Source organism: Rhodovulum steppense (assembly GCF_004339675.1).
Lineage (GTDB): Bacteria > Pseudomonadota > Alphaproteobacteria > Rhodobacterales > Rhodobacteraceae > Rhodovulum > Rhodovulum steppense.
Window position 1 is genome coordinate 106,967 of the sequence record NZ_SLVM01000009.1, and the last position, 11,622, is coordinate 118,588.

6 protein-coding genes are annotated in these 11,622 nt (G+C 70.9%); all 6 read right to left on the reverse strand.

Features of this window, described 5'->3' with window-relative positions:
* Positions 1 to 16: 16 nt before the first annotated feature.
* From EV216_RS07920 to EV216_RS07945, 6 genes are read right to left on the reverse strand one after another with little or no spacing between them, the layout of a single operon-like run.
* Positions 17 to 3,403 (reverse strand): DUF6519 domain-containing protein, encoded by a 3,387-nt coding sequence (locus tag EV216_RS07920; protein WP_132694524.1) that lies wholly within the window; start codon positions 3,401 to 3,403, stop codon positions 17 to 19.
* A gap of 17 nt (positions 3,404 to 3,420) precedes the next feature.
* Entirely contained in the window at positions 3,421 to 5,583 is a 2,163-nt protein-coding gene (locus EV216_RS07925) for a hypothetical protein (RefSeq protein WP_132694525.1), read from the reverse strand.
* Positions 5,580 to 8,384 carry a putative baseplate assembly protein gene (locus EV216_RS07930; RefSeq protein ID WP_132694526.1) on the reverse strand — a complete coding sequence of 935 codons (2,805 nt, stop codon included), beginning with the start codon at positions 8,382 to 8,384 and terminating at the stop codon, positions 5,580 to 5,582. The genes EV216_RS07925 and EV216_RS07930 overlap by 4 nt, the downstream gene beginning before the upstream one ends.
* Positions 8,381 to 10,945, reverse strand: a complete 2,565-nt coding sequence (locus EV216_RS07935; RefSeq protein ID WP_132694527.1) for a putative baseplate assembly protein — start codon at positions 10,943 to 10,945, stop codon at positions 8,381 to 8,383. The genes EV216_RS07930 and EV216_RS07935 overlap by 4 nt, the downstream gene beginning before the upstream one ends.
* Positions 10,942 to 11,304 carry a GPW/gp25 family protein gene (locus EV216_RS07940; RefSeq protein ID WP_132694528.1) on the reverse strand — a complete coding sequence of 121 codons (363 nt, stop codon included), beginning with the start codon at positions 11,302 to 11,304 and terminating at the stop codon, positions 10,942 to 10,944. The genes EV216_RS07935 and EV216_RS07940 overlap by 4 nt, the downstream gene beginning before the upstream one ends.
* A gap of 4 nt (positions 11,305 to 11,308) precedes the next feature.
* Entirely contained in the window at positions 11,309 to 11,611 is a 303-nt protein-coding gene (locus tag EV216_RS07945) for a hypothetical protein (protein ID WP_132694529.1), read from the reverse strand.
* Positions 11,612 to 11,622: the final 11 nt, after the last annotated feature.

Consider the following 11,622-nt stretch of genomic DNA (forward strand, 5'->3'; position numbering starts at 1 on the left):
TGCGTCCTTTCCTGTCTCAGGGGGCAATGATGTTGAGCGCGGCAAAGGCCGCAGGCAGGCCCGCGGGCGTGACCTGAACGCCGGCCGAGGTGATGTTGCCCACGGGGGCCGCCGCGCGCGTTGCCAGAAGCAGCGACAGCCCCGCCTCGCGCGGGTGACGCAGGCTGTTGGCGCCCGCGGTGATCCGCTCGGCGGCGATCACTACCTGCGCCGCGATATTCGCGCCGCCCAGCAGGTCGCACTGGTTGCTGCTGAAATCGACCGAGGCGGTGCCGCGCGCGACGATCGTGACGGCCGGGGCCAGTTGTGGGGCGAAATGGATCACCTGGTTGCCCGCCACGCCCAGCTGGACGGGCAGGATCGGCGCCACCTCGAACGCGTCGAAATGGGTCAGCGCGTAAAGCCGCCCGTCGATGGCGGCATAGCCGATGGCGCGCCGGTCGATGCCGGGGACCGCCCCCATAGCACCCGTGAACCCCTCTAGCAGCGCCACGCCATCGCCGATCCGCGCGATATCCTCCTCCGCGCCGATCTCGATGGCCTGCCAGGCAGTGAATTCGCCGCGCCGTTCGGTGCTGCCGTCGATGCGGTTATCGGCGATCGACATCTGGAACCAGGGCGGGCGGACCAGCACGCCCCAGGCCCGCGCCTCGGCCCGGTCGGGGCCGATCTCGTAGATCGTGTTGCCCTCGACCGCCATGCCGATGACGCCCTGCAACGCGATCCCGGCATTCTGCGAGCCATCGGGCATTTCCCGCCCGATCCGTCGGATCGAGTTGCCGCGCGCCTGCCCCTCGATCACGCCCAGCAGGACGATCCCCGCCGCGCCCACGCCATTCGGCCCGCCGCGGATTTCCTCGATCACGTTGTCCTCGATGGCGATATGGCGCCCGTCAAAGCCCGGTTGGGACATGATCCCGGCCAGCCCGCAGCGCCGGATCTGGTTGCGCTTGATCAGCAGGGCATCGTAATGGCCCGCGATCCGGATGCCCGCGCCGCCCAGATCCGAAATGCGGTTGCCGATCAGTTGCGCCGAGATCGGCACCTCGGGCACCACGTTGGGCATGATGAAGATGCCGTCAGCCGCAACCGGTCCGCCGCTGATCTCGTTGTCCTGAAGGCGGATGTCGTTCACGCCGATCACGGCGGCGGGGCCTTCGGACTGGATCGTGTTGCCGTCAAGTGCTGCGCCGCCCGTGGGCAGTTCGAACCAGTTCAGCGCAACCCCCGCCATCGAGCCCGAGAAGACGTTGCGCGCCATGGTCGTGCCTGCAAGGCTGAAGGCAAGGCCCACCAGCCGCAGCCCGACATTGTCCGCGAACACGATGTTGTCGAGCATCCGTAATTCGGCCAGCGCCAGCCAGCCCGGGCGGGGCTCGACCGCGGCGACCACCCCGCCGCCGCCCATCGCGTCGAAGGCCGAGACCGAGCCGATTCCCATCGGCGCCGCGATCAGGCATTCCTCGATCTTGGCGGCCATCACGATGCCTTCGAGCACGATGCCATGATCCTGCCGGGTCGGCCCCGAGGCCAGCACCAGGACCGCCAGGCGGCGCAGCGCCATCGTCGCCGTATGCGTCGCCCGCAGCCCATGCGCCGATGCCGCGCCGGGCGCGGTGGACCCCGCGCTTTCGGGCGCGACGATGATCGACAGATCCTCGATGCGGATGTCTATGCAGGTGTCGATCTCGATGGCCGCGCCCACGGCGTTCTGCAACGAGATGACCGTCGTGATCCCGTGCCCCTTCAGCGTGACGCCGAACAGGTTCGCCATGCGCAACGGTTCGCGCAATTCGTAGCGCCCGGGGTTCAGGCAGACCGTGCCGCCGCCCGCCGCCGCCACGCGGTCGATGCCCGCCTGGATCGTCAGCGCGCCCGAGGCATGGCTTTCGGGGGTGATGCAGACCGAACAGGCGCAGCCTTCGGCGGCGGGGATCTGCGTGGGCTCGGGCGGCCAGAAGATGCGGCAATCGTCCGGCGCGGCGCTGGGCGAGGTCAGCACCGCCAGCTTGCAGTAATGGCGCTGGACGCTGTCGGGCGGGGCCTCTGTCAGCCGTTCGATCTGGGTGCCCGCGGTGCGGGCGCGGAACCGCCAGGCATCCATCGCGCGATACCGCCCCGCACCCGGCGCGGTCGAGAAGGCTACCGTGATCCCCGATTCCAGCAGCAGGACCGTGCCCGCGGGCGGCACCGGGATCAGCCCGGGCGGCGCGCCGGGGTTTTCGGCGTCCAGATCCCACCATACGGAATTGTCGGCGATGTTGCGGATCACGCCGGTCTGGTCCCAGCGGATCAGCCGGGAATGGCGTGCGCGCGCGGTGTCGCCGTCAAGGCCGGTGGGGATCAGGTCGGGGTCTATGCTGCCTTCCAGCTCGATTTCGCGCATGTCCTCGCGCACCGCGGCGATGCGCAGGATCTGGCCCGAGCGATGGTCGAACTCGCGCCGGTCATCGGTGATCTCGACCCAGTTGCCCTCGCGAAAGCGCAGGATCTCGTCGCGGCCGAGGCTGCGCACGGTGATCCGGTCGGCCGAGGCGGCGAAACTGTCGATGGCCGCCGCGACCGAGGCATTCTCGCGCGAATACTTGAACCACGCATCGGTCTGGGCGCCGCTGTCGCCGACCTGATGGATTTCCACCCGGTAGAACTGGTTCTCAAGCCCGGTATAGCCATCGGTCGGCGGCACAAGGCAGGGATCTTCGGGATCCTCGACATCGACGGTATCGGTGCTCAGCCGCGCGGTCGAGGGCGCGATGGTCGCGGCCCAGCCCGCAAGGGCGGTTTCTGGCGTGGCGCAGGTCGCGCCCGTGCCGATCCCGCCCAGAAGACGCACCTGCCAGACCGTCTGCCAGCGCGTCGCACTGTCCACCCCGCCCAGCGCGGGGTCCAGAAGCGTCGGGTCGATCAGCGCCGTCACCTCGCGTCGCCAGGCAACCAGATAGGCCAGCACCGGCCCGCCGCCCCGGGGCGGATCCTCGGGCGTCGGCCACCAGGGCTGGGCGCTGTAGGCGACATAGCCTTCGGGGGGCGAGGTCATCTCGTCCAGCACGCCCATCGGGGCGGTCGCGGGGCCGGTGCCGCGGTCGAAGACCGGGGCAGGGCCGTCGCCCGCCCGCGCGAAATCGGCATTGCCGTGGTTTTCCACCAGCATCCCGCCAAGATAAAGCCGCCCCGGCCCGATCTCGATCCCGCCGCCTGCAAGGCGGATGTGAAAGCCGGTTTCCGTCTCGCGCGGGACCACGGCGCGGCCGATCGTGTCCACCGTGCCCGCCCGGATGCGCCGTTCCAGCACGCGCACCATCTCGTTCCAGTCGGAATCCAGCACCGGCCGACCCTGTTGCAGGAACACCCCGGCATAGTCGCGCAGCGCGTCGAAACTGTCCTTGCTGTAATCGCCGCCCATCGCTCGGGTCCTTTCGGTCAGGTTTCGAAGATCAGCCCGGCCTCGAGGCCGAACCGGAGGTATTCGTCAAGGCGCAGGCGCAGGTTCGTCTCGCGCTGGGGCTGGTGCAGCAGATGCCAGGCGCCCATCTCGCCCTCGTCGGACGCGCCCTTGCGGATTTCGGGCGGCGCGGAACGGCGCAGTTGCGCATAGGCGGGCGCGCTGGCGGTCAGCGCCGTGAAACCCGGCACCAGCCAGGGCAGGATGCGGGCGCGGATCAGGTGCCGTTCGGCCAGCGGCACAGGCCCGCCGATTGCGGCGGCGCGCGCCGCGATGGCCTCGTCGATGGCCAGTTGCGGCTGGCAGCGAAAGCGGCGCGGCACGACCGAGCCCGGCGGCACATAGGAAAAGCGCAGGCATCCCTCTTGCCGCCGCTCGGCGCGCACGGGCGCCTCGCCGGGGCTGGCGGGGCGGGCGAACAGGATCGCATCCGACACCAGCGGCAGTGCGCGTGCGCGGATGCGGCCGATCACGCTTGCCCGCAGGATCGTCACGGCCCCCGCCGGGGTGCTGTCCGCAAGCCCCGCGATGGCCAGTCCCGCGGGGCTGTCGGCGGCGGCGGCGTCAAGGATGCTGTCCTCCAGCCGCAGGCTGGCGGTGTCGGTCATCCGCACCGGCCCGAGGATCGAGCGCGCGATACTGACGGAAACGCCCGTGGCCGTGATCCGCAGGCTGACCGCGCCCGGGCTGGCCGGGTTGCCCAGATCGGTAAAGGACAGCCCCGGGATCAGCGTGACATGCCCGAGGTCCAGCGCGGCCAGCGACACGCCGCCCTCGGGCACGACCTCCAGCGCGCAGCCATCCAGCACCAGCCCGTTCAGCGTGACGCGGCCCCGGGCCGCGCCGCTGATCGTGACCGGATCGCTGCCGCGCAGGATCGCGCGCACCCCGTCCGCGCTGCGCAGCCCGATCCCGGCATTCTCGGGCGCGCGGATCGTGGCGGGGGCGGGGTAGATGCCGTTCTCGGTGATCTCGACGATGCCGCCCTCGGGGCCGATGCTGTCCAGCGCGTCTTGCAGGCTGGCATGGCCGCTTTCGGGAAAGCGGACCAGCCGCCCCGTGCCCGCGGGCGGCGGCAGGCTGGCGGCGCGGTTGTATTCGCCGCCACCGATGGGGCCAGGAAAGGCGGTGTGAAAGCTGACCCGCACCTCGCCCCCGGGCGGATCGCGAAAGGCGATGCGGCCCAGCACGGGATCGACGCGCACGGGCCGCAGGATGCCCGCCGGATCGGGGGGATGGGGGACATGCGCCCAGCCCGCCCCGTCATCGGACAGATCGCAGGCGGCGATATCCGAAACCGGCACCGCCGCGCCGCCCACAAAGATGTCGAGAGCGCGCAGCCCGCCCGGCGCGTCGCCGCGGATCCAGGCGGCGGGCGTGGCGTCCAGCATCCGCCGGGTGATCGCGCCCGGCACGTTCACCGGCCCGGCCAGCGCGGTGATCTCGCGCTCGGCCTCCTGCCGGTTGACCAGTTGGCGCGGCGCGCCCAGCGGGTCGAACAGAAAGCGCCGGTCATCCACCGCCGTCGCGGGCACAAGGCTCTGGCGCATCGCCTGAAGCCGCCACAGATGCAGCCCGACATTGGGCAGGTTGTGCCGCCCGCCGATGCCCCGTCGCCCCTGGCCTTGGGCGATCGAACGGACATCGACCGACCGCGCCCCAATGTCGAAGGCCCCGCCCAGCCGTTCCAGCGCCAGCGGGTTGCGCAGGTTCGCCGTGGTCTGTGCCCCGGGGCGGGCGACGTTCATGTGCTGGCAACAGGCGGTGCGCTGGACATATTCCACCGCCGAGGCGGGCCAGCCGGTCACGTCGCGGGCCAGTTGTTCCAGCACCGCCGCGGTGCCCTTGCGACGGCGATAGGCGATGGTGTTGGCAATCTCGGCCCGGCTGCCCGCCGCCAGCCCCTCGACCGGATGCAGCGTGCGGTAGCCGACCAGCCCGCCGATATAGGGCGCGGCCCAGGGCGCGCAGGTCTCGATGAACAGGTCGTCAAGCAATTGCTCGATGCTGTCCTCGACCACCGCGCCCTCGCGGGCCAGCACATCGACCAGCGCGGCCAGCGGGCCGCCCTCCTCGGCATCGCGCAACCGGTGGATCGCGGGCAGCAGCGCATAAAGCGCCTCTGGCGTGACGCGGGTCATGGCATCGGCTCCAGATGGTCGAAGGGCGCGGGCGAGAGCGTCAGGATCTCGGCCGGAAGCGGTGTGCCGTCGCTGCCCGTGCGGCCCGTGCGTGCGGCAAGCAGCATGTGATCGGTCGGCGTCGATTGCGGCCCGCTTTCGCGATAGAGCCGGTCGATATCGACCGCGCGCACGCCCGCCACGCCATGCGCTGTTGCGGCGACATCGGACAGCGCGACAGGCTGGGCGAAATCGCGGTTCTCGAAGGCATAGGCCGCGCGCAGCGCCGTCTCGACCGCCGCCAGAACGCTGGGCGTGTCATGCGCGGGATCGACCGCGACCTTCAGCCCCAGCCGGAAACGCGCGGGGGCGTAGGACAGAAGCTCGAAGCTTGCCAGCGGGTCGCCATAGGTTCGGTAGGCATCCCCGAGCGCCTTCAGAACCGGCCCCGAACCGGCCAGCACCGCGCCATCCTCGCCCGCGACGGTGACGACGATCCGGCGGCTTTCCCCCTGCCAGACCCAGCGCGCATCGGCCCGCGCGATGCCCGGATAGCCCAGCGCGAAATCGCGGTAATCGGTGATCGAGACGATCCGGCCCAGCGTCAGCGTGCGGATCGGCGCGTTGCGCCGCGCGGCCCCGGCGCTTTCGGGATCGGCGCCGCCGCTGGCCGCGACGGGGTTCGTCACCTCCTTCAGCCCGAGCGGGCGGTCGATTGCCAGCGACAATTGCCCCGCCCGCAGATTGCCCGCGCGGCCCAGCCCCTTGCGATACTCGGCCTCGATATTGTCGCGCCCCGCGGGCGGCCTTGCACCCGAGATCCCGTCGCCGAAGCGCACCGTGGTTTCACCGCTATCGGCCAGCGTCGTGGCAAAGACCCGCGCGGTCGGACCGCGCTGGTAAAGGTCGGGCACCTCGGTCCATTCCACCCCGTCGATGCGGATCCGCAGGCTCGACGCCACGCCCGTTTCGGTCGAGGCGACCAGATGCGTCACCGGCGCCTGTTTCAGCGCAAAGCGCTGGAAGGGCTGCGCGGGATCGCCCGCGCCCAGGATCTCGGACGCCCCCTCGCCATGCGAGGCGCGCGCGATATTGCCGTGGATCACCGCGCTGGCCCGGTCGAGGGGGGACAGGATCGGGTCCGCCAGCGTGATCCGGCCGTGCAGCGGATCGGACGGGTCGAAACCCGCGATCCGGTGACGCTGGACGATGGCGGGGCTGGTCTCGTCGGCCGCAACCGCTGGCAACTGGCCGCGCAGGGCCAGCGTCAGGGCCAGCCGTCCCTCGGGATCGGTCACAAGCCACAGGCCAAGCAGCGGCGCGGCGGGGGCGAACAGGACCGCCTGGACCGTCAGCCGCGTGCCGCGCGGCAGGCTGTCGAGCGTGCCATCGGCGCGCAGCACCGTCAGCCGGGCAATCGCGGTCTCGACCTGCGCGCGGCGGCCTTTCAGATAGACGAGGCGACCCTCGGGCAGGTCGGGCACAACCCCGTCCAGCGTGATATCGGCGCCATGCAGGAAATCGCGTTCGGGGGTTTCGGCCAGCGCCAGTTCCTCGCTGCCGCCATGCACGGCAACCCGGCGGTAATCGCCCGCGAAATCCGCGACCCAGCCGGAGCGATCCGGGGTCAGCACCGTGGCACGCCCGCTGATCGCATAGCGCGCCTCGGCCTCGGCGGTGACGGATGCGATGCGGAAAAGCTGGGGCGCGGCGCCGGGGCTGCTGAGGACCGCCCAGCCGCCGGGCGTGAACTCGCGGTGGACGGTATCGAGCACGATGCGCGTATCCGCCTGACGCCCGGCGAAATCCCAGTCGCCGACATTGCCGCTGCTGCCGGTGATCGGCGAGGGCGAATTTTCCGGGGCCGTTCCCACATAGCCAAAGGCCGTGCGGGTCGAGGCGGACAGGACGGCCGGATGCGGCGCGTTATGGCCGAAAAGCGCGGTCGGGCGGCGGAGGGCATAGACGCGGTGCACGGGCTCATCCTCGCCCGCGGGGCTGACCGGGCCAAGCGCGCCCGCCCATTCGATCCATGTGCGGTCAAGCGCGAGATCGGGCGCGACGCGGGTCAGCCGCCGCACCGCCCAAAGCGCCGAGCCGGTGGAAAACCCGGGCCAGCCGCTGTCGAAGCGTTGCGGGTGGACGATCAGGATCGCGTCACCGGGCGCCAGCCCCGTCGCCTGCCCGGCAAGCCAGGTGCCGGTGTCGCCCTCGGCCAGCGTCACGCGCCGGTTCTGCCGCGGGCGCATCCGGTTCCAGGCGACGCGGGCTTCCAGATCGGCCAGCGTTTCAAAGACCTGCGCGGTCTCGTCGGGGCCGGGCGTGCTTTGTACGCGGGTCCCGGCGGGGATGGTCAGTTCGGCCACATCCGGCGCGGCACCGGGCGGATCCTCCATCAGGAAGACCAGATCGGTTTCGGCGGCCGATCCCGGATGCAGCCGGTAGCCGATCAGCCGGGCGATCTCGGCAATCGAGAACCGCTCGGTGGCGGTGCCGATATAGGCTTCGGTCGCGTGGCGCTCGTTGTAGAAGGTCAGGACATCCAGCACCGACGCCCAGGCGTCGATCAGCGCGATGGTGAAATCGTCATCCGCCCGCGTGCCCAGCCGGGCCAGCGCGGGCAGGGTGGATGACGCAAGCCGGGCCAGCATCGAGGCCTTGAAATCGCCATGCAGGCCCGTCCGGGTCTGGATCCGGCCCAGGTCGGGGCGGTTTTCGACCGGTCGCGGGGTGGACAGCGTGACGCCCTCGCAGCAGCGGCAGGCATCGCCGGGCGCGGCGGGAGTATCGGGATGGCCGATGCGGATCGGGGCGTCGGTCATTTGCCGCCTCCCATGGTGATGGCAAGCGAACCGCGTTCGGGGAAGTTGCGGTCATTCTCGCATTGCGCGATTTCCAGCCGCCCCATCCGGATCACGCCGTCTTCCAGCGGTTTGGTCGCGGTCGTGCCGCGGCGGCGGAACGTGGTCGCCTTGACCGATGTCACCCCCTCGACACCCATCGCCGCAGCATGGATCCGGCTCAGCCAGACCGGATCGCCAAAGCTGAAATTGTCGGGGTGGAACAGGCCCTTGCGCCCGCCCGGCAGGCGCGCGCTTGACAGCATGTCCAGCACCTCGCGCCGGATCCCGGCCCGGAAATGGTCGGGACCGGCACAGACGAACAGCGCGATTTCCAGCGCGACAAAGCGCGGCGCGTCGATCTGAAGATCGTAGCCCGCCATGCGGTAGCGGTCGAGGAACTCGGCCAGTTCGGCGCGGAACTCCGGCGTCACGGGCCGCCCGCCGAAGCGGTCCACCGTGACGAAGACGGTATGGCCATGCCCGTTCCAGCGGAAGGTGGCGACCGCGCGCTGCACGTCGGGGTGGCGCCGCGCCATCTCGCCGTAATCGGCCTCGGTCACCGCGCGTTCCTGGCGGCGATAGGCAAAGGGGGCGGCGGCGCGGACCTCGTCCATGGTTTCGGGGCCCAGCCCGCCCGTGGCGGGCAGCGGGTTCGTCACCGCCTCGATCCCGCCCTTGTCGGTGATGACATGGGCAATCGCGCCCGCGCCCACATTGCCCTCGGGGCCGTTGCCCACCCGGTAGCGCGCGGCGAACCCCGTGCCCGCGTTCGGCCGCCGTCCGTTCAGATCGTCGCCAAAGCGGATCCGGGCACGGCCGTCGCGTTCGGTCTCGACCACGAAATGGCGATCTTCGGCAAAGGAGTTCAAGACATCCGCCCGCGCCTGCCAGTTGTCATGGGCCGGGCTGTCATCGGTCAGGGTGACGGCGGGCGCGCGGGCGGCCAGCGGCTGGTGGATCGCGGCATGGGCGGACCGGGTGGCCAGCGGGTCATGGGCCACCGCATCGCCCGTCACGCTGTCGCGGATCACGGCGGCCTGCGTGACGGGGCCAAGCGCCAGAAGGGGGGCGAACCGGGGCGGCACGGGCCGGGGGTCGGGGCGGGTGCAGGGATCGCCCGTGGGCGCGGGCACAAGGCTCAGATGCGGCTCGGGCACGCGGCCGAGCGGCTCGTTCGCGATGCTGCGGCCATGATCGGCCAGCACGATATTTCCCAAGGCGTGGCTGACCCCCGTCACCACCCCGCCCCCTGCCGCATCGTCGCGCCGGGCCGACAGGCAGAGCTCAAAGGGCAGGGCGTCTTCCTCGGCCCAGCGGATTTCGGTGATCCGGGCGGGATCTGCGCCGGGCTCCAGCGGCAGCGGGTCGGTCAGCCCGGCCTGCACCGCGGTCAGGCGCACCGCATGGCGCCGCGTCGGGTCGGCATCGGCGGCACGCCCCGTCCTCGGCCCCAGCCCTTCGGCAAGCACAAGGATGTCGCCGGGCGCCAGATGGGGGAAATCGCCCGCCAGCGTGGCCCGCGTGGCACCCCTGGGCAGGCAACATTCGTCGCTGCCCCAGGTGTAGAAATCGATCCGGTCATGCGCGGGCCGGAAGGTGCCGCGATGCAGCGGCTCGAACACCTGCGGGTCGCGGTCCAGCGCGCGGTCGCGCTGGTCGGGCGTCAGAACCGGGTCGAAGCCGGGCAGGCGGGTGAGGAATTGCAGATCGGCCGGTTCGGCCGTGACCTCGGCCGTGACGCGGACCTGCACCCAGACCCGGGCATTCGCGCCGTCATGCATCCGGTAATCGACCAGCCGGGCATGGCGGCGCACCGAGGATCGCCGCCGCGCGGTCGCCAGATAGCTTTCGGTGGCCACCGCATCCTGCGCATAGCTCAGCCGGTCGCCGGTATAGGCCAGCATCTCGACCAGCGCGATGCCCAGATCGGCCGGGTTGCGTTCGCGCCAGTCAGGCATGATCTGCGCCATCCGGCCCAGCATCAGGCGGCGGAAGCTGCGGTAATCCTTGGCAAGATAGCTGATCGCGGGGGGCGAATGTGCGTCCTCGGGGCAGTCTGTGCGCGGCGCGCAGTCGAAATCGGTCGCGCATTCCACCTTGAACGAGAAGTCTATCTCGGCCAGCAGCCGGTCGATCCCGTCGGGTGGCGACAGCGGGTCGCCCGCGCGGGTCAGCCGAAGCCGGTAGCGCGCGTGATCGCCCTGGCTGTCGGTGCGGATCACCAGCGTCGCGGCCTGCGCCCCGGGGTCCAGCGTGGCCAGATGGGCGATCAGCCCCGGCTCGGCCAGCGCGGGGTCGGGCGCGTCGGCGCGGGTGATCCAGAGCAGGCCGACGCCGGTGATCCGCTCGCCGCCCGAAAGCTCCAGATCGTCCAGCGTCAGGGCGGGTGCCGTGCGCAGGAAGCGCAGCAGGAGCGTGCGCTGGCGCGGCGTGTCGGCGGGCGCCTCGCCATCCAGGACTTCAAGGAAGTCGATGCCGTTCAGCGGTGGGTTCGCCAGCACCAGTTCGCGCCGTCGGGGATGGCAGCACCGATAGATCATGTCCCCGTCTCCAGCGCGAATTCGGCCAGTTCCTGCCCCTCGCGGCCGCGCAGCCGATAGGCGATGCGGATGCGCAGGGTGGATTCCTCGGCTTGCGTTTCGACGGCGTCGATCTCGATGCGCTGGCCAAGATATTGTTGCAGCGCGCCGCGGATCAGGAATTCGGCGGTGGCCGCGGCCTCGGGGCTCGCGGCGGCAAAGACCAGTTGCAGCACGCCCGCGCCGAAATCGGGGCGGTTCACCCGCTCGCCGGGATTGGTGAACAGGATCTGCTCGATCAGGTCGCGAATGTGCTTGGCCTCGGCGGCGCGTGCGGTGCGTTCCGATCCGTCGAAATGATAGGGAAAGTCGATCTGCATCGCCTCAACTCCCGATCACGCGGGTCTGGGCCATCACCGGGATCATCGGCGACCCCGTCGGCGTCGTGGTCGAGACGCTGTCCATCAGCACCACGGGTTGGCCGCCCGCAAAGACCCGCGTTGCCGCGACAAGGTAGCTGCCCGTGACGCAGGGGATCGCGGCGCAGCCGGTGATCGCCCAGGGGCCGGGCTGGGTCGCGACCGGCTGGCCCGAGACCAGAACGCGCGCAAAGGGCGCGGTGGGCGTGGCCGGGCCGCCATGGGTGCAGGTGACGACCGCGCCAAGATGCAGGATGGGTCCGGGCATGGCGTTCCTCC

Excerpts from the sequence above, each read along its gene's own strand:
- EV216_RS07920 (WP_132694524.1), bottom strand. The coding sequence starts at position 3,403 with ATGGGCGGCGATTACAGCAAGGACAGTTTCGACGCGCTGCGCGACTAT.
- EV216_RS07925 (WP_132694525.1), bottom strand. The coding sequence starts at position 5,583 with ATGACCCGCGTCACGCCAGAGGCGCTTTATGCGCTGCTGCCCGCGATC.
- EV216_RS07930 (WP_132694526.1), bottom strand. The coding sequence starts at position 8,384 with ATGACCGACGCCCCGATCCGCATCGGCCATCCCGATACTCCCGCCGCG.
- EV216_RS07935 (WP_132694527.1), bottom strand. The coding sequence starts at position 10,945 with ATGATCTATCGGTGCTGCCATCCCCGACGGCGCGAACTGGTGCTGGCG.
- EV216_RS07940 (WP_132694528.1), bottom strand. The coding sequence starts at position 11,304 with ATGCAGATCGACTTTCCCTATCATTTCGACGGATCGGAACGCACCGCA.
- EV216_RS07945 (WP_132694529.1), bottom strand. The coding sequence starts at position 11,611 with ATGCCCGGACCCATCCTGCATCTTGGCGCGGTCGTCACCTGCACCCAT.